Annotated in this window: 16 protein-coding genes; 12 read left to right on the forward strand and 4 right to left on the reverse strand. The window is 72.8% G+C overall.

Features of this window, described 5'->3' with window-relative positions; all coding sequences use genetic code 11:
* Window positions 1-25 precede the first annotated feature (25 nt).
* Together BJY16_RS32350 and BJY16_RS32355 are read left to right on the forward strand one after the other, a co-directional pair.
* Window positions 26-697 (forward strand): ClpP family protease, encoded by a 672-nt coding sequence (locus BJY16_RS32350; RefSeq protein WP_260418334.1) that lies wholly within the window; start codon window positions 26-28, stop codon window positions 695-697.
* Complete coding sequence (locus tag BJY16_RS32355; protein ID WP_185043354.1) at window positions 694-1,311, forward strand: ClpP family protease; 618 nt, start codon at window positions 694-696, stop codon at window positions 1,309-1,311. The genes BJY16_RS32350 and BJY16_RS32355 overlap by 4 nt, the downstream gene beginning before the upstream one ends.
* Here the strand turns inward: BJY16_RS32355 and lon are convergent.
* Entirely contained in the window at window positions 1,304-3,610 is a 2,307-nt protein-coding gene (lon, locus tag BJY16_RS32360) for an endopeptidase La (protein ID WP_275408062.1), read from the reverse strand. The two genes, BJY16_RS32355 and lon, sit on opposite strands and share 8 nt — an antisense overlap.
* A 278-nt stretch (window positions 3,611-3,888) precedes the next feature.
* Here lon and BJY16_RS32365 point away from each other — a divergent pair, with 278 nt between their 5' ends.
* From BJY16_RS32365 to BJY16_RS32390, 6 genes are all read left to right on the forward strand, one after another.
* Window positions 3,889-4,248 carry a response regulator gene (locus BJY16_RS32365; RefSeq protein ID WP_185043356.1) on the forward strand — a complete coding sequence of 120 codons (360 nt, stop codon included), beginning with the start codon at window positions 3,889-3,891 and terminating at the stop codon, window positions 4,246-4,248.
* Complete coding sequence (locus BJY16_RS32370; RefSeq protein WP_185043357.1) at window positions 4,245-5,705, forward strand: RAD55 family ATPase; 1,461 nt, start codon at window positions 4,245-4,247, stop codon at window positions 5,703-5,705. Before BJY16_RS32365 ends, BJY16_RS32370 begins: the two co-directional genes overlap by 4 nt.
* Before the next feature lie 75 nt (window positions 5,706-5,780).
* Window positions 5,781-6,920, forward strand: a complete 1,140-nt coding sequence (locus BJY16_RS32375; RefSeq protein WP_185043358.1) for an LLM class flavin-dependent oxidoreductase — start codon at window positions 5,781-5,783, stop codon at window positions 6,918-6,920.
* A complete protein-coding gene (locus BJY16_RS32380; protein ID WP_185043359.1) occupies window positions 6,920-7,876 on the forward strand; it encodes a quinone oxidoreductase family protein in 957 nt (318 codons plus the stop codon). The genes BJY16_RS32375 and BJY16_RS32380 overlap by 1 nt, the downstream gene beginning before the upstream one ends.
* Window positions 7,877-7,895: 19 nt before the next feature.
* Window positions 7,896-8,693 carry a DUF1684 domain-containing protein gene (locus BJY16_RS32385; RefSeq protein ID WP_185043360.1) on the forward strand — a complete coding sequence of 266 codons (798 nt, stop codon included), beginning with the start codon at window positions 7,896-7,898 and terminating at the stop codon, window positions 8,691-8,693.
* 132 nt (window positions 8,694-8,825) lie between these two features.
* Window positions 8,826-11,384 carry an ATP-binding protein gene (locus BJY16_RS32390; RefSeq protein WP_185043361.1) on the forward strand — a complete coding sequence of 853 codons (2,559 nt, stop codon included), beginning with the start codon at window positions 8,826-8,828 and terminating at the stop codon, window positions 11,382-11,384.
* Window positions 11,385-11,390: 6 nt separating this feature from the next.
* Here the strand turns inward: BJY16_RS32390 and fxsT are convergent, their stop codons facing one another.
* Both fxsT and BJY16_RS32400 read right to left on the reverse strand, forming a co-directional pair.
* Window positions 11,391-13,670, reverse strand: a complete 2,280-nt coding sequence (gene fxsT, locus BJY16_RS32395; RefSeq protein WP_203758996.1) for an FxSxx-COOH system tetratricopeptide repeat protein — start codon at window positions 13,668-13,670, stop codon at window positions 11,391-11,393.
* Window positions 13,667-14,038, reverse strand: a complete 372-nt coding sequence (locus tag BJY16_RS32400) for a hypothetical protein (protein ID WP_185043362.1) — start codon at window positions 14,036-14,038, stop codon at window positions 13,667-13,669. Before BJY16_RS32400 ends, fxsT begins: the two co-directional genes overlap by 4 nt.
* A gap of 265 nt (window positions 14,039-14,303) precedes the next feature.
* On the opposite strand from BJY16_RS32400, the gene BJY16_RS32405 reads away from it, so the two are divergent.
* Complete coding sequence (locus tag BJY16_RS32405; RefSeq protein ID WP_185043363.1) at window positions 14,304-14,465, forward strand: hypothetical protein; 162 nt, start codon at window positions 14,304-14,306, stop codon at window positions 14,463-14,465.
* 74 nt (window positions 14,466-14,539) lie between these two features.
* On the forward strand, window positions 14,540-15,766 hold the full coding sequence (locus BJY16_RS32410) for a vanadium-dependent haloperoxidase (RefSeq protein ID WP_185043364.1): 1,227 nt from the start codon (window positions 14,540-14,542) through the stop codon (window positions 15,764-15,766).
* A gap of 96 nt (window positions 15,767-15,862) precedes the next feature.
* Here BJY16_RS32410 and BJY16_RS32415 read toward each other — a convergent pair whose 3' ends face one another.
* Window positions 15,863-16,795: a hypothetical protein gene (locus BJY16_RS32415; protein WP_185043365.1), complete on the reverse strand. Its 933-nt coding sequence runs from the start codon at window positions 16,793-16,795 to the stop codon at window positions 15,863-15,865.
* Between the two features lie 87 nt (window positions 16,796-16,882).
* On the opposite strand from BJY16_RS32415, the gene BJY16_RS32420 reads away from it, so the two are divergent.
* Window positions 16,883-17,620, forward strand: coding sequence for an SDR family NAD(P)-dependent oxidoreductase (locus tag BJY16_RS32420; protein WP_203758995.1), 738 nt, complete (start codon window positions 16,883-16,885; stop codon window positions 17,618-17,620).
* A 199-nt stretch (window positions 17,621-17,819) separates the two neighbouring features.
* Window positions 17,820-18,368, forward strand: a complete 549-nt coding sequence (locus BJY16_RS32425; protein ID WP_185043366.1) for a hypothetical protein — start codon at window positions 17,820-17,822, stop codon at window positions 18,366-18,368.
* The last annotated feature ends 10 nt before the right edge of the window (window positions 18,369-18,378 follow it).

Here is an 18,378-nt window from a genome sequence, read left to right on the forward strand (position 1 = left end):
GCGCCTCTGCCCACGGCAGATCGGCTTGGCCGGCGATCGTCGGCGCCGGGATGGTGGTGACAGATCCACCGAACCGAAGGAGCAGGCCATGCAACAAGCCCTCAGCGGGACCGTCGACGACCAAGTGGCCGTGCAGCTGCTGCACCAGCGGATCATCGTGCTGGGCACCGAGGTCGACGACCCGATCGCGAACCGGATCTGCGGGCAGTTGCTGCTGCTCTCCGCGGAGGACCCGCAGAGCACGATCCGCCTCTACATCAACTCGCCCGGCGGGTCGGTCACCGCCGGGCTGGCGATCTTCGACACCATGCGGCTGATCCCGAACGACGTCAGCACGCTCGCGCTCGGGCTGGCCGGCAGCATGGGCCAGTTCCTGCTCACCGCCGGCACCCCGGGCAAGCGGTTCGCCCTGCCGCACGCGCAGGTCCTGATGCACCAGGGCTCGGCCGGGTTCGGCGGCACCGCGGCGGACGTGGAGATCTACGCCAATCAGCTGGAGCGGATCGGCCGGACCCTGCTGCGGCTGACCGCCGAGCACACCGGGCAGAGCTACGACACGGTGGAGCGGGACAGCCGGCGGGACCGCTGGTTCACCGCCGAGGAGGCGCAGGAGTACGGCCTCATCGACCACATCATCGAGAGCGTCGACGACGTCCGCCCCGCCATGACCCGCCAGCCGATGGGACTTTCCGCATGAGCCAGTACACGATTCCGACCGTGGTGGAGAAGACGCCGAGCGGGGAGCGCGCCTTCGACGTCTACTCCCGGCTGCTGGCGGACCGGATCATCTTCCTCGGCACCGAGATCGACGACGGCGTCGCCAACGTGGTGATCGCCCAGCTGATCCACCTGGAGTCGAGCGGGGAGCAGGAGATCGGGCTCTACATCAACTCCCCCGGCGGCTCGTTCAGCGCGCTGACCGCGATCTACGACACGATGAACTTCGTCCGGTGCGACATCGCCACGATCTGCGTCGGGCAGGCCTCGTCGGCGGCCGCGGCGCTGCTGGCGGCCGGCACCCCGGGCAAGCGCTCGGTGCTGCGGCACGCCCGGGTCACCCTGCACCAGACCTCCAGCCAGGCCCGGGGCACGCTGCCGGACCTGGCCGTGGAGGCCAAGGAGGTGGCCCGGGTGCGGGCCGAGATGGATCAGATCCTGGCCGAGCACACCGGCCACCCGGCCGCCAAGATCCGCGAGGACACCGACCGGAAGCTGGCCCTGTCGGCCCACGACGCGGTCGCCTACGGTCTGGCCGACCGGGTGATCACGCGTCGTGAGCCGCGGGCATACCGGCTCAGCGCCGCTAGCTGACCGGCGCCTTGTCGAGAACCGGCTCCAGCGCGCGGGCCAGGATCTCCCGCACGTCGGCGACGACGTGCACGGTCAGCGCCGCGAGGACGTCGGCCGGCACGTCGTCCAGGTCGGGCTCGTTGCGCTGCGGCAGGTAGACCTCGGTGAGCCCGGCCCGCTGGGCGGCGAGCAGCTTCTGCTTCACGCCGCCGATCGGCAGGACCCGGCCGGTCAGCGAGACCTCGCCGGTCATCCCGACCTCGGCGCGCACGTTGCGCCCGAGCAGCAGCGAGACCAGCGCGGTGGTCATCGTGACGCCCGCGGACGGCCCGTCCTTGGGCACCGCGCCGGCCGGCACGTGCAGGTGGATCGGGTGGTCCAGCTGTTCCGGGGAGATGCCCAGCTCCTCGGCGTGCGCCCGGACGTAGGAGAGGGCGATCTGGGCCGACTCCTTCATCACGTCGCCGAGCTGCCCGGTGACCGACAGGCCGCCCTTGTCGCCGGGCAGCAGCGACGCCTCGATGTAGAGCACGTCACCGCCCATCCCGGTCACCGCCAAGCCGGTGGCGACGCCGGGCACGGCGGTGCGCTCGGCCGATTCCGGGGTGAACCGGGGCCGGCCGATCAGGTCCTTGAGGTCGGCCGCCTCGACGGTGGCCGGCAGCTCGCCGAGGGCCACCTTGCGGAACGCCTTGGCGAGCAGGCGCTCGAACGACCGTACGCCGGCCTCCCGGGTGTAATTGGCGGCGATCTCGCGCAGGGCGTCGTCGGTGACGGTCACCTCGCCGTCGTTCAGGGCGGCCCGCTCCAGCTGCCGGGGCACCAGGAAGTCGCGGGCGATGGCCACCTTGTCGTTCTCGGTGTACCCGTCGATGGCGATCAGCTCCATCCGGTCGAACAGCGCCTGCGGGATCGTCTCCAGCACGTTCGCGGTGGCGATGAACAGCACGTCGGACAGATCCAGGTCGAGGTCGAGGTAGTGGTCGCGGAAGGTGTGGTTCTGCGCCGGGTCGAGCACCTCGAGCAGCGCCGCCGCCGGGTCGCCGCGGTAGTCGCTGCCCACCTTGTCGACCTCGTCGAGCAGCACGACCGGGTTCATCGAGCCGGACTCGCGGATGGCCCGGACGATCCGGCCGGGCAGCGCCCCGACGTAGGTGCGGCGGTGTCCGCGGATCTCCGCCTCGTCGCGCACGCCACCGAGAGCGACCCGGACGAACTTGCGGCCCAGCGTGCGGGCGACCGACTCGCCGAGTGAGGTCTTGCCGACCCCGGGCGGGCCGGCCAGCAGGATCACCGCGCCGGAGCCCCGGCCGCCGACGGTCGCCAGGCCCCGCTCCTCGCGGCGGGCCCGGATGCCCAGGTATTCGACGATCCGCTCCTTGACCTCGTCGAGGCCGTGGTGGTCGGCGTCGAGCACCGCGCGGGCCGCGGTCAGGTCGGTGGTGTCCGTGGTCCGCACGGTCCACGGCAGATCGAGGACGGTGTCCAGCCAGGTGCGGATCCAGCCGGCCTCCGGGTTCTGGTCGCCGGCCCGTTCCAGCTTGCCGACCTCGGCCAGCGCCGCCTCGCGGACCGCGTCGGGCAGGTCGGCCGCCTCGACCCGGGCCCGGTAGTCGTCGTTGCCGTCCGGCTCGCCCTCGCCGAGTTCCTTGCGGATCGCCTTGAGCTGCTCGCGCAGCAGGTACTCACGGTTGCGCTTCTCGACCGACTCGCGGACGTCCGCCTCGATCGTGTCGTTGACCTCGGACTCGGTCAGGAAGTCCCGGGTCCACTCGATGAGCAGCCGCAGCCGGGCCGTCACGTCGGGGGTCTCGAGCAGTTCGCGCTTGCGGTCGTTGGACAGGTAGGGCGCCCAGCCGGCGGTGTCGGCCAGGTCGCCGGGGTCGTCGATGGCGCTGACCGACTCGATCACCTGCCACGCCTCACGGCGCTGCAGCACGGTGACGACCAGCTGCTTGTACTCGGCGGCCAGCTCGCGGGCCTGCTCGCTGGGCGGGGCCGCCGTGACCGGCTCGGCCTCCACCCAGAGCGCGGCGCCCGGGCCGGTCACGCCGCTGCCGATCCGGGCGCGCACGCCGGTCCGCAGCACGGCGGCCGGCGCTCCGCTCCGCGACTTGCCGACCTGGCGGACGCTGGCCACCACGCCGTGCGAGGCGTAGCGGTCCTCGAGCCGCGGGGCGATGAGAAGTTCCGATCCGGCCGAGGTGCGGGCCGCGTCGACGGCCGCCTGGGCCGCCTCGTCGAGTTCGATCGGGACGACCATGCCCGGAAGCAGAACGATGTCTTCTAGGAACAACACGGGAAGTCGCTTGCTGGTCACCCGGCACCTCCGAAGGTTGAGTCTGTCGTGCTCAACCCCAGCGATCGCGGCTCTCTTCCGGCGTTCACTGTCGGCGAAAATCCAGCACCCCGCGCATCCGCCAGGAGCGCGAATATCGCCTGCTCAGGACCATATTCCTGGCGCCGGCGGGCGATTCGAGCGCTCAACTGTTGAAGTGTCCGCAGCGAACGGCACGAAACTGATCATTCTGCCGACGGGACGCACATATCGGCACTAAAGTCGGGAAACGACGACCCGGGCGCGGAGATGGGAAGCCGGTGGGCACGATCTTGGCGGTCGACGACGAGCCGGACCTGCGCTTCCTCATGCGGCGCATCCTCACCCGGGCCGGCCACCAGGTCGTCGAGGCCGGCAACGGGGCGATCGCCCTGGACGTGCTGCGGAAGACCCGGCCGGACCTGGTGGTGACCGACGTGATGATGCCGGTGATGGACGGCATCGAGCTGATCGACCGGCTGCGCGCCGACCCGGCCACCGCGACCATCCCGATCCTGGCGGTCAGCTCGCACTGGCACCTGGCCGCCGGGGCGGACGCGGCGCTCGGCAAGCCTTACGACCGCGCCGACCTGGTCGCGGCCGCCGAGCGCCTGCTCCGGGAAGGACGTGACCGGCGATGACCTACCTGAGCACCGGCCAGCCCGACCTCGACCTGATCCTCGGCGGCGGCCTGCGGGCGGGCTCGGTCATCGTCATCGCCGGGCCGCCCGGGACCGGCAAGACCATCCTGGCGCAGCAGCTCTGCTTCACCGCCTCCGGCCCGGAACGCAAGGCCGTCTACTACACCACCCTGTCCGAGCCGCACGCCAAGCTCGTCGACCACCTGAACGACTTCACCTTCTTCGATCCGGAGGCCCTCGGCACCCGGGTGGAGTACGTGCATCTCGGCGACCTGCTGCGCGACCACCCCGCCGACAGCATCGAACCGCTGATCGACGAGGTGGTGCGCAAGGCGCTCGACGACGAGCCGGTGCTCCTGGTGATCGACAGCGTCATGGTGCTGCGCGACTTCGTCAGCGACCAGACGCTGCGCACCTCGCTGTACGACATGACCAGCCGGGTCGCGCACAGCGGCGCCGTCCTGCTGCTGATCGGCGAGTACACCGACGAGCTGCAGTCCACCATCGAGTTCACCCTGGCCGACGGCATCGTGCTGCTCTCCCACCAGGTCCGGGAACCGGTCGACCGGCGCGGCCTGCGGGTGGTCAAGATGCGCGGCTCCAGTCCGCTCGGCGGCGCACACACCATGCACATCACCGACGACGGCGTGCGGGTCTACCCGCGCATCGAGTCCTTCCTGCCGACCGACATGCCCGGTCGCGGCGACCGGATCTCGTCCGGCATCCCCGGCCTCGACGAGCTGATGGGCGGCGGCATCCCGGACGCCGACGGGACCGTGGTGCTCGGCCCGACCGGGGTCGGCAAGACCATCGGCTGCCTGGGGTTCCTGGCCGAGGGTCTCGCGCAGGGCCACCGGTGTCTCTACGTCACCTTCCAGGACACCGTCGAGGAGTTGCAGGAGATGGCCGCGCGGTTCGGCTGGGACTTCCGGTCGGCCCGGGAACGCGACCAGCTGATCATCGCCCATGTCCCGGTCGGCGCCCTCGACCTGGACCTGGACGTGCTCGCCTCGATGATCCGGCACAGCCTGAACGACGGGTCGATCCGCCGGGTGGTGATCGACAGTCTCGCCGAGATGGCCCACGCGGCCCGTGAGGCGCAGCGCTTCCCGGCGTACCTGCGCAGCATGCTCGGCGTGGTCCGGGCCGCCGGCGCGTCGCTCTGGGTGACCAGCGAGACCCAGCTGTTCGGCCACGTCGAGGATCCGCTCACCGGCCTGATGTACCTGTTCCACAACGTCATTCAGGTGCGCTACCTGGAACACCTGGCCCAGGCCGACCGCTTCCTGAACGTGGTCAAGATGCGCAACAGCCGGCACGCCAACGGCATGTACCGCTGCCACATCGCCGACCAGGGCGGCCTGATCGTCGGCGACCGGCTGGACCGCGCCACCGGCCTGCTCGGCTGGGACGCCCCGCGCGACTGCGCCCCACCCCCGGACGCCGGCGGCGGCTGACCACCCCCTGGCATCGCCTCAATTCCCAGCTACTCTATGGGCTATGCGGGCGACGGCTGGCGCGGAGGAGTGCGGGTGAGATTCCAGGTTCTCGACATCCTGCCGAATCTCACGAACCCGGTGACCGGTCGCGAGATCCGGCCGGACGAGCGTTTCTCCCAGGCCCTCACCTCGGCCCGGTACGCCGAGGAGTTCGGGTTCGACGCGGTCGGGATCGGCGAACGGCACGCCGGGGCGTTCCTGTCCAGCGGGGTCGGCGTGCTGCTCGGCGCGATCGCCGCGACCACCAGCCGGGTCCGGGTGACCACCGGGGTCTCGGTGCTGTCCATCCACGACCCGCTGCGGGTCGCCGAGGACTACGCCACCGTCGATCAGCTCTCCCGCGGCCGGCTGGAACTGGTCATCGGCAAGGGCAACGAGCTGCGCCAGCTGCCGATGTTCGGGATCGCCGACGGCGACCAGTGGGCCGCCCTGGCCGAGAAGTACGAGCTGCTGCGGCGGCTGTGGCGCGAGGAGGAGGTGACCTGGCGGGGCCGGTTCCGCGGCCCGCTGGACCGGGTCACCAGCCTCCCCCGGCCGTACGCCGGCGCCCCGCGCGTCTGGCACGGCTCAGCGACCACGCTGACCTCGGCGGAGCTGGCCGCCCGCTGGGGCGATCCGCTCTTCTCCGCGAACGCCATCCAGCCGCGGGACAACTACACCGTCCTGATCGACCACTACCGCACGCGCTATGCCGAGCACGGCCACGACCCGCGGTTCGCCTACGTCGGAGCGGGCGCCGGCTTCCTCTATCTGGCCGACACCACGCAGCAGGCACGGGAGGCGTTCGGGCCGACCTACGAGCGCATCGTGAGGTATTTCAACCAGCCGGGCAATCACACGCCGGGCAACGAGATGACCTTCGCGAGCATCGACGACGCGATCGCCCGAGGGCCGGTGCTGGTCGGCTCGCCACAGCAGATCACCGAGAAGATCCTCTGGTTCCACGAGGCGTTCGGTCATGACCTGCAGTCGTTCAGCCTGCCCACGATGATCCCGCACGAGCAGCAACTGGCCATGCTGGAGCGGCTGGCCGCCGAGGTGCTGCCGGTGGTGCGCGCGGCCGCGCCGACGACCCTGTGGGGCGGGGACGATCCGTACGGCGGGCGGCCCGCCGCGCATGGCCGGACGGTTGCCGACGCGGCCGCCGAGATCGAGAAGACCCGGACCCGGTGATGCGCGCGGTCACCTGCGCCCGGTTCGGCGGCCCCGAGGTGCTGACCCCGGCCGACCTGCCGGTTCCGGTGCCGGGCGCCGGCCAGTCACTGGTCGAGGTGGCCGCGGCCGGGGTCAACTTCGCCGACACGAGCCGGATCTCCGGCACCTATCAGCCCACGCCCCGGCTGCCGTTCGTGCCGGGCACCGAGGTGGTCGGGCGTACCGCGGACGGCCGCCGGCTGCTGGCCACGCTGTTCGAGGGTGGCGGTTTCGCCGAGTGGGCGGTGGTCGACGACGCCGCAGCCGTCGAGGTGCCCACCCAGGTGAGCGACGCCGACGCGCTCGCCCTGCTGGTGCAGGGCCTGACCGCCTGGCATCTGCTGCGCGGCTCGGCCCGGCTGAGCCCGGGCGAGACAGTTGTGGTGCACGCCGCCGCCGGCGGAGTGGGTTCCCTGCTGGTTCAACTGGCCAGGCACTTCGGCGCCGGGCGGGTGATCGCCACCGCGTCCACACCGGCCAAGCGCGAGCTGGCGTTGTCGCTCGGCGCGGACGCCGCGGTCTCCGGCGAGGCGGAGGACTACCCGGTACGAATCCTCGCGGCCAACGGCGGTAAGCCGGTCGACATCGTCCTGGACGCGGTCGGCGGCCCGGTCTTCGGCGCGGCCCTGGCCACGCTGGGCACCTTCGGGCGCCTGGTGACCTATGGCAACGGGTCCCGGCAGCCGAAGCCGCCGGTCGACCTGGACACCCTGACCGACCGCAACCTGGCCGTCTGCGGCTTCTGGCTACGGCCCGCGCTGACCGCCCCGGGCGCCTTCCGGGAACCGCTGCGGGAGATGGTCGAGCTGGTCACGGCCGGCAGGCTGCGCCCGGTGACCGGGGCGAGCTATCCGCTGGCGCAGGCCCGGCAGGCCTTCGAGGACCTGCTGGCCCGCCGCACCATCGGGAAGATCACGCTAACTCCTCTAGGTTAAGTAGAGTTAGGCTCGGGGCATGAGCGCAGAGCAGTGGAGCACCTGGCACGCCGAGCACGAGCGCCGGCTGGCCGACCCGCACGGGTTTCTCGCCATCACCAGCCTGAACTATCTGACCGGCCAGCCGCAGCGTTTCCCGGACGCGCCCGGCGCCTGGCACACCGGACCGTCCGGTGTCGTCGTCGAGCTGGCCGGGGACGAGTCCCTGACCCTGGACGGCGTCAAGCTCACCGGCCGGCACGAGTTCGGCGTGCTGGCCGAGCGCAGCAGCGTCTTCCCGGCCTTCGGCGAGGCGGTCGTCGAGGTGGCCAAGCGCGGCGGGTTCGACATCGTCCGGCCGCGGCACCCCTCGCACCCGCTGCTGGTGCAGTTCCACGGCGTGCCGGCCTACGGCTACACCGACCGATGGCGGCTGACCGGCCGCTACCTGCCGCTCGACGAGCCGCGCGACGTCACGGTCGGCGCCGCCGTCGAGGGCCTGGAGCACGTCTACGAGTCGCCGGGCCGGGTGGAGTTCACCGTGGACGGCGCAGAGCTGTCCCTGACCGTCTTCAACGGGCGCGCGCCTGGCTCCCTGTTCGCCCTGTTCACCGACCTGACCTCGGGTGTCACCACCTATCCGGCGAACCGCAGCCTGGCGATCGACCCGCCGGCCGCGGACGGCACCGTGATCCTCGACTTCAACCGGGCCACCAACCTGGTCTGCGCCTACACCGACTTCGCGACCTGCCCGCTGCCGCCGGCCGAGAACCGGCTGGCCGTTGCCGTCGAGGCGGGCGAGCGGATTCCGTACGAAAGGCTGGCTCCGGTCGGCTGACCCGGCGCTCACCGCGTACCGGGAATGGTGGTGATCCTGGGGGTTGCCGGACGGGTGCGGTCCTGCACCTGAGCAAACCTCAGGTGCAGGCCGGGTGCGCCGATGCCTGCGAGCATGTTTCTGACGCCAGGTATGACGCGGGGTACCGACGAGCGGATGGACACCCTGCACGCCACCGGCCTGCTGACCGCCGGACCGGTCGCCGCCCTCGACCGGCTGACCCGGCTCGCCCGGCGGCTGACCGGGGCGCGGGTCGCGGCCGTGACGCTGGTCGGCGACGACCGGCAGCGGCTGGTCAGCACCGACCGGGCCGGCGGCGTGCTGGGCGAGACGCGGGAGACGCCGCTCTCGCACTCCTACTGCCGGTACGTCGTGCAGGACCGGGCGCCGCTGGTCGTTCCGGACGCCCGCCGTGACGAGCGGCTGCGGGACAACCCGGCGATCCGCGACTACCAGGCCGTGGCCTACGCCGGTTTCCCGCTGCGGTCGCCGGGCGGCACGGTGCTCGGCGCGTTCTGCGTGGTCGACTCGGAGCCGCGCGACTGGACCGAGGACGAGCTGCAGATCGTCGGCAGCCTGGCCGCGGCGGCCGAGTCGGAGATCTCGCTGCGGCTGGCGTACGTCCGGGAGCTGGCCGCCGTGGCCCGGATGAAGGCCGTGCTGTACGGGACCGCCGAGCTGGAACGCCAGCGTCAGCTGCTCGACGAGCAGCACACCTTCCTGCAGGCGGTGCTGGACAGCCTGGAGTCCGGGGTGGCCGCCTGCGACAGCGACGGGCAGCTCATCCTGTTCAACCGGGCGATGCGCGAGCTGGTCGGCGACCCGCGGACCGGGTATCACCGGCTCTACACCGCGGACGGCCGCGACGTGGTCGACGACCTGCCGCTCACCCGGGCGCTGGCCGGCGACACGGTCAGCGGGCAGCAGCTGGTGGTCAAGCTGGACAGCTCGTGGCGGCACCTGGTCGCCAACGCCCGGCCGATCGAGACCGCGCACGGCCAGCGGCTCGGTGCCGTGGTCGCACTGCACGACGTCACCGAGGCGCACCGGGCCGAGGAGCTGCGCCGGGCCCGGCACGCGGTCGCCCAGGTGCTCTCCGACGCCACCAACGCCACCGACGCCGCCATCCAAGCGGTCGCCGCGATCACCGACTCGCTGGGCTGGGTGCACGGCGAGTACTGGACGGTCACCGAGGACCGCCGGCACATCGAGCGGCACAGCGCGCACAGCTCCCGCGAGCACGCCGCGCTCACCGACGACCGCCCGCTGGTCTACGTCCTCGGCGAGGGGCTGCCCGGGCTGGTCTGGGCGCGCAACGGCGAGGTGTGGTGGGACACCGCGACCAAGCCGGAGGATCTGGTCGCCTATGGCCGGGCGCTGCCGGAGGCCGGCATCCGGGTCGCGGTGGGGGTGCCGGTGCGCTCCGGCCGGCGCACGTTCGGCGTGCTGGCTTTCTACACCGATCAGGATCTGCCGTACGATCCGGACACCGCCGCGATGCTCGACGCGGTCGCCGCGCACCTGGGTCGTTTCGTCGAACGCCGCTGGGCGGAGGACATGTCGCTGATGCTGGCCGACGCCCGGCGCAGCTTCAACCGGGTGGTCGAACAGGTGGACGACTACGTCTGGACGGTCGAGGTGCCGGCCGGTGAGGCGCCGCGGCTGGTCTACGGCAGCCCGAACGTGACGGCCGTCTTCGGCCACGGCGCCACCGGCACGACCCTCACCGAGCGGATCCATCCGGACGACGCCGAGATCCTGGCCGCGTTCCAGACGGCGCTCGCCGACGGCGGGCAGGTCGAGATGGAGTGCCGGGTCGTCGGCGTCGACGGGCGGGCCCGATGGGTGTGGACCCGGGCCAAGGCGCGCTGGGACCACGATCGCTACTTCATCGACGGGATCAGCACCAACGTCGACGAGCGGCGGGAACTCGCCGAGCAGCGGGAGGCGCTGCTCGCCCAGGAACGTCAGCAGGTCGAGCAGCTGCGCGGCCTGGACCGGATGAAGGACGAGCTGGCCGCCCTGGTCATCCACGAGCTGCGCAACCCGGTCGGGGTGATCCGCGGCTACAGCGAGATGCTGGTGGACAGCCCGGCGCTGGCCGGGTCGGAGCGCCGGTACGCCACCGTCATCGAGCGCACCACGCTGCACCTGCAGGGCCTGGTCGACGACCTGCTCGACCTGGCCCGGCTCAACGCCGGGCACCTCAGCATCGACCCGCGCCCGATCTCCGGCACCCGGCTGGCCCGCGAGGTGATCGAGAACCATGCGCCGAGCGCGCTCGCCAAGCGGCTGACCGTCGTGGACCGGGTGGCCGCCGAGGTCACCGTGCACGCCGACGGCCGGCGGCTGCGGCAGGCGCTGGACAACCTGCTCTCCAACGCGGTCAAGTACACCCCGGAGGGCGGCACCGTCACGGTGGTCGCCGAGCAGCGCGGCGACCGGGTGGTGATCGAGGTCAGCGACACCGGCATCGGCATCCCGGCCGAGCAGTACCCGCACCTGTTCAGCCGGTTCTTCCGGGCCAGCAACGCCACCGAGGCCGGCATCAAGGGGACCGGCCTCGGGTTGGCGGTGACCAAGGCGATCGTCGACGCCCACGGCGGCGCGATCGCGGCCGGCCCGGGCGCCGAGGGTGGCACCACGTTCACCATCTCGCTGCCGGACGGCACTCTCGGGTCGCCGGGGTAGCCGTCGTCAGCCCTCGGCCCGCCACTGCCGGAGAAGATCGACGGCCGCCACCACGGTCGGGTGCCGGTCGTCCAGCGCCTCCTCGTTCACCACCTTCTCCAGGACGGCGATGGCATCGGCGGTCCGCCCGCTCTCGCGATAGCAGGCGGCCAGGCCGACCCGGGCGCTGATCGTGTCCGGATGCTCGTCGCCGAACAACCGCACCCGATCGGCCACCAGCCGCTCCAGGATCCCGACCGCCTCCGCGCGGCGACCCGCCTCCCAGTACGAGGAGGCCAGACCGGCGCGGGCGATCATCGTGTCCGGGTGCTCGTCACCCAGCAGCCGCGCCGCGTCGCCGACCGCCTTCTCGTCGAGGGCGACGGCGTCGGCGGTCCGCCCCGCCTGCCGGTAGCACGCCGCCAGACCGATCCGGGCCCGCAGCGTGTCCGGATGCTCGTCGCCGAACAACCGCACCCGGTCCGCCACCACCCGCTCCAGGACAGCGACCGCCTCGCCGGTCCGGCCCACCTGCCACAACGACGAGCCCAGGCTCGCGCGGGCGCTGACCGTGTCCGGATGCTCCTCGCCCAGCAGCCGCGTCGCGTCGTCCACGACCTTCTCGTCGATCACGAGCGCGTCCGCGGTGCGTCCCGCCTGCCGGTAGCCGCCGGCCAGGTCGACCCGGGCGCTGATCGTGTCCGGATGCTCGTCGCCGAACAACCGCACCCGGTCCGCCACCACCCGCTCCAGCACGGCGATCGTCTCCGCGGTCCGGCCGGCCTGCCACAACGACGAGCCGAGCTTGGCGTGGGCGGTAACGGTGTCGGGGTGCTCGTCACCCAGCAGCCGTGTCGCGTCGTCCACCATGCGCTGCCAGTAGGTGACGGCAGCGGCGTGCAGCCTCGACTCCAGGAGGCTGGCGCCGGCCCGGTACAGCAGCGCGCGCCCGCCGGGCGCCCACAACAGGTCACCGGCGAGGGCTGTCGCGTTGGTACGCAGGGCGTCGACGAGGTCGGTGGTGGTGTGGTCGGCGTCCGGCCACACCTCCAGCAGCGCAGCGGCCGCGGCCTGGACGACGGTGGCCGGGTCGACCAGGCCGGCCTCGCGGGCGGCACGGGCGGTCAGGGCGTGGATCCGCACGGCTCGGGGGCCGTCGGCCGGGGTGTGGGTGAGCAGGCCGTAACGGTGCAGCGCTCGCACGGCCCGGCGTGCCTCGTCGCCGGTGACCGGCCGGCCGGCACAGCCGGACAGGTAGCCGGCGACCGCGGCGGTCCGCCACAGCTGGTCAGGATGTCCGTCGGGGTCGAGCGCCGCGGCCAGCGCCAGGACCGGCCGGGCCAGCCCGGCCGGCTCGGCCGCGTCGGCGGCGTCCAGCGCGAGCAGCAGGGTGACCGCCACCGGCCGGCCGTAGCCGTCCGCATCGCTGTCGACGGGCATCACCTCGGCCACCCGTGCCGCCCTGGTATAGAGGCCGAGGTACTCCGCGCATCCGATGGCCTGGTCGATCATGTAGGCGGCGGCGTGCGACAACGCCAGCGGCAGGTGCCCCAGCGCCGCGGCCAGGCCCGGCGCCCCCTCGTCCAGCAGGTCCGCGCACCCGGCCTCGGTGAGCCGCTCGGTCAGGTAAGCCTCCGACTCGTCCGGGCTGAAAACGCCGATCTCGATGCGCTGCCGGCCGGAACCGGTCAGGGCGGCATCGTGCCGTCGGGTGGTCGCCACTATCGCTCCCCTCGGTCGCCGCGGCGGCCACCAGCCGGCCAGGTGACCCGGGTCGTCGACGTCGTCGAGGACGATCAGCCAGGACCGGTCGGTGGTGTGCAGCCACTCACAGAACACGGCGGCGTCGGCGGCGGGGTCGTCACCGTCGGCGCCCGGCGCGCCGACCCGTGCCGCGGCCCGCGCGTAGGTGGTCACGATCTGCTCGGGACTGCTCGCCGTCACCCACGCCACCAGATCCGCCGTCCGCTCGTCGAGTGCGCGGCGAGCGAGCCAGGCAGCCAGCTGCGATTTCCCGACGCCACCTCCACCGGCCAGCACCCATGCGGGCCGGGTCTCGGACGGCCCGCCGTTCACCAGCCTGTCCCGCACCTCCCGTCGCGGTTGGAACGCCGACGCCGACGCCGGAGGCATACCCACCTGGACCGGCCAGGTAACCACCCGCGGCGCATGGTGGTGGTGCTCGTGGAACTCGGTCCGGACGTCGCCGATGATGATGCCGCTGTTGGCGACGCCACCCCGGTCGGCCCGCGCGTCACCGGACCCGGTGACCGTCGCCGTGCGTGGCGCCTTCCGGTCGCCGATCACGAGCGGGGGCGGCGCTGCACACCGGTGTTGGCCGCTGACCCCGGCCCGTCCGCGGTCGCGTCGCCGGAGCGGGTGACGCGCGCCGCGCGCTCGTCGCCTGGCGCGTCGATGCCGGTGTTCGCGTGCCCGCCGGCCGAGGCTCGAGCAGCTCCGGTGTCCCGCACCTCATCCGGCACGCTTGCGGACGAGGCAGGCGGGAAGAGATACGGCGCGGCCAGCGCGACCAAGGCCAGCACCGCGCCGATCCCGCTGGCCAGCTTGTCCGCCTGGTCCAGCCCCACCGCCACGAGGTAGACCACCAGCCCGGCGACGATCACGCCGAACAATCCACGCCCGACCCACACCCACCGCCGGCTGCGACGAGGCACCCCATCCCCCCATTCACCGTCGTCGGCAGATCGCCGATCGCGGTCAGTCTACGAAGGACGGACCGTCGCCGTCGCCCCGTCAGCGTCTCTCGCAGAGCCCGCGACGGCGTGGTCACGCCGGGACGGCGGAGGCGCCCGAGAGGCGGGTCAGTACGCGGGCGGGCCCGGTTCCGCGACGGGGTCCGCCGAGGCTCATGTGCAAACCATAATCCCCATAGGCGGAGTAGGATAACCGGGCGCCCGCCACACAGGACGGAGCACCGCCATGGCACTGAGATCCTCCCTCCATGCCTGGATCAGGCAGTTCGCCGCCGCCCTCGGCGCGGCGCTGGCCGGCCTCGCCGAGCTGCCGCCCGAGCCGAGCGCGCCGGAGCTCGCCGAGCTGGCCGCGGCGAGATGGTTCGAAACACTCGATACAGTCCCATGACGGTCATTGACTGACGAAGTATGTCGATGCAGGTTTAAGGGGCCCAGATATCCTACCTCTCAGAGGGGTTATCCATGCCTGTCCTGGCCACCGCCCGCTCCCGGGCCGGTGCAACCCTGCTCGGCGCCGTCACCGCCGCGACGCTGGTCGCCGCCGCCCCGGCGGCCGCCCAGCCGGCCCCCGCCGACTCCGTGCTGACCTGGTACGACACCACCGCCGCCGCGATCGCCACCGGCGGCGCGGCCACCCAGGTCACCAACAACCGCACCTGGGCGATCGCCTGGCTGGCCGGCGCCCGCGCCCAGACCGGCACGCACTCCGCCGTCGGCCAGCGGGCCGCGCTGGCCGGCGCGGTGCACCAGACGCTGATCACCCTGATCCCCGGCCAGCAGGCCGCGGCCGACGCCACGCTCGCCACCGAGCTGGCCGCGCTGCCGGACCGCAGGCAGGTCCGCGACGGCGTGGCGGCCGGCCGGGCCGCCGCCCAGCGGCTGATCGCCGAGCGGACCGGTGACGGCCTCGACCCGGCGTCGGTGAACGCGCCGTTCACCGTGCCGGCCGCCGCGCCCGGCGTCTGGCAGCCCACGCCGCCGCTGTTCCCGGCCGCCACCCAGTACGGCAACCGGGTCGCCCGCCCGTTCGTGCTGCGCTCGGCGAGCCAGTTCCGGCCGGTCGCTCCCCCGGCGCTCGGCTCGCCGCGCTACGAGGCCGACCTGGCCGAGGTCCGGGCGTACGGGTCGGCGGCCAGCACGCTCCGCACCCAGGCGCAGACCGACACGGCGACGTTCTGGCTCGGCTCGTCGCTGACCCTCTACACGCCGATCCTGCGCGCCGCGGTCGCCCAGTCGCCCGCCTCGATCGCCGACCGCACCCGCCTGATCGCGCTCTTCCACGTCGCCTCGGTGGACACCCAGATCGCCACCTCCGACGCCAAGTACGCCTACCAGCGCTGGCGCCCAGTCACCGCGATCCAGGCCGGCGGTGACACCAGCTGGCTGCCGCTGCACACCACCCCGGCGCACCCGGACTACCCGAGCGGGCACAACACCTACTCCGGCGCGGCCGAGGGCGTGCTCACCGGGCTGACCGGACCGCATGCCCGGCAGCCGTACACGATCGGCAGCCCGAGCGCGCCCGGCGTGACCCGCACCTACACCGACTGGCACCAGCCGAGCGTGGAGAACGTGGACGCCCGGGTCTGGTCCGGCATCCACACCCGCAACGCCGACCTGGCCGGGATCCGGCTGGGCAGCGACGTCGCCCGGTACGTGCTGAGTCACGCGCAGCCACTGCTGCGCTGACCGCACCTCCATGGAGCCGGTACGGCCGGGCCGCGCCGATCCGCGGCCCGGCCGTACCGGATGTCGCGATGCTCGCGACAGCCGGCTGGGCGGTCGTCAGAGCGTACTGAAAGCCCTGGTCCTGGCCGTTGTCTCAGCTTGATCGGAGACGGTGAGCAGGACAACGACCAGGATCAGCAGCCCGGTGACCGCGCTGACATGGTTCTGCAGGGTCAGCACCCACGTCGGCTCCGGCGACGGGAACTCCGGCGTCACCGCGAACGAGAAGACCGCGCGCCAGGAGCCCCAGGCGAACAGGAACCCGGAGGCCAGCCAGGCCAGCACCACCGGCAACCGGCCGGTGTGCCGGGTCAGCCTCCAGGCGCTCCACGCGCCGACCAGCGCCCACACGCCGTTGTTCGTGGTCAGCAGGTGCCACTGCGCGTCCCGCTCGCCGAGCGTCGCGGGATTCAGGCCGATCGTCACGCCCAGCCCCCACCACAGCTGCGGCAGGCCGAGGGCGACGCCGAGCGCCGCCGCCAGGCGCGCCACGGTGATCCGCACCCCCGGACGCCAGGGCACGTCCTGACCGAACGGCCAGCGCCGGGCGGCGTAGACCGGGGCGGCGATCGCCACCCCGAGGGCGAACCCGGCGAACGACACCGACAGCAGACCGATCTCCCAGGCACTCATGAAGGCTTCCTCGCCGGCGCCGACCTCCGCACGGTCGACCAGCGCCAGCCCCGGGATCAGCGGCAGCATCGGCACCAGGAAACCCATCCCGATCCAAGCCGGGACCAGCAGCAGCCAGGCCGGCGCCCGCCGCCCCCAGGGTTGCGCCAGCGCCAGGCCGAGCAGGATGGCCAGCCCGGACATGCCCACGGTCAGCGCGTTCATCGCCGCCCAGTTCAGGTGGCGCCAGGCGCCCTGGTGCAGACCTCCGCCCCGGAGGCCGTCGATCGTCCAGAAGATTTTCATGACGAAGTAGGGCGCCATCGCGAGCGCCGCACCGTAGCCCGCGACACGCCCCACCCGTTCCGCTCTCCCCATGCCGATCACGGTAGGAAGGAGGCCGGCGGGGCACTTCCCTCTCCGGAGGGAGGCCCCTCCCACCCAGTGGGGAATCGACGGGAGACCATGGCCGTGACACGCATCCTGATCACCGGGTCCGCGGACGGCCTCGGCCGCGCCGCCGCGGAGACCCTGCTCGGCGACGGGCACCAGGTGATCGTGCACGCCCGCACGAGCCAGCGCCTGACCGCCGTGCAGGATCTGCTCGACCGGGGCGCGGCGAGCGTCGTGGGCGACCTGGCCGACCTGGACGAGACCCGGGCGCTGGCCGACCAGGTCAACCAGCTCGGCCCGGTCGACGCGGTGATCCACAACGCGGGCGTCTACAGCGGCCCCCAGGTGCTCCCGGTCAACGTGGTCGCCCCCTACCTGCTGACCGCGCTGATCCACCGGCCGCGGCGGCTGGTCTACCTGAGCAGCGGTATGCACCTGGGCGGCCGCGACACCCTGTCCGGCCTGGACTGGACCGGCGCCCGTCGTACCGGCTCCTACTCCGACAGCAAACTGTTCGTCACCGCCCTGGCCGTCGCCGTCTCCCGCCTCTGGCCCGGCGTGCCGAGCAACGCCGTCGACCCGGGCTGGGTCCCGACCCGGATGGGCGGCCCGAACGCCCCCGACGACCTGCGCCTCGGCCACCTCACCCAGGAGTGGCTGGCCACCAGCGACGACCCGCGGGCCCGGTCCACCGGCGGCTACTGGTATCACCAGCAGCCGCGCGAGCCCCATCCGGCCGCCCGCAGCATCCCTTTCCAGGACCGCCTGCTCGCCGAGCTGGCCGCCCACACCGGCACACCGCTGAGCTGAACCCGGCGTGCCGCAGCAACTGGTCGACCGGATTCTCCGGATCCTCCCGGAGGATGCGCCGCGGGCGGCGGGAGAGCGGGTGGGCGACCCAGCGCCAACTCAGCGCCGGCTCAACGGGCGTTCCTAGCGTCGCCTCCATCGGTCCTCGTGGACGGCGCGCCGACGGGGTGCGTCCGGGGGCCGGCAGTGGGGGCAAGCGATGCGCAAACTTCAGCTCATCCGGAACGCCGTGCTGGCGCTCAGTCTGGGCATGGCGCTGGTCGCCTCGGTAGCGGCGCCGGCCGCGGCGGCGAAGACCAACACCTTCGGCGGCTCCGGCCGGGCCGGGCTCGGCACCGGATCGGCGGCCTCGTCGCTGGTGCGGCAGCAGCTCAAGCTGCCCGTCACGGGCGCCACCACCGGTGCCCGGGCGGCGGCCGGTCCGCCCGCCACCACCTGTACCGCCAGCGTCGGCGCACCGGAGCTGATCGGCAACGGGCAGGTCCGGGTGCCGTACGGGGTCAGCTGTGACAACCAGGTCGACCGCTTCCTCGGCGCGGTCGGGATCGCCCGCAACGGCACCGAACTGCTCGGCGGCACGATCGACATCATCGACGCGCGGGGGTCCGGCTTCAGCTTCGCGATCACCCGGACCTGCGCGTCCGGGGTGCTCTACGGCGACCTGCTGGTGCAGGTGACCTTCCGCAACGGCACGCCGCGGCAGATCACCGGTGAGTTCTTCGGCCCGGCCGTCGAGGTCACCTGCTGACACTCATCGA

Origin of the sequence: Actinoplanes octamycinicus (assembly GCF_014205225.1) — a bacterium.
In the GTDB taxonomy this organism is placed as follows: Bacteria; Actinomycetota; Actinomycetes; order Mycobacteriales; family Micromonosporaceae; genus Actinoplanes; species Actinoplanes octamycinicus.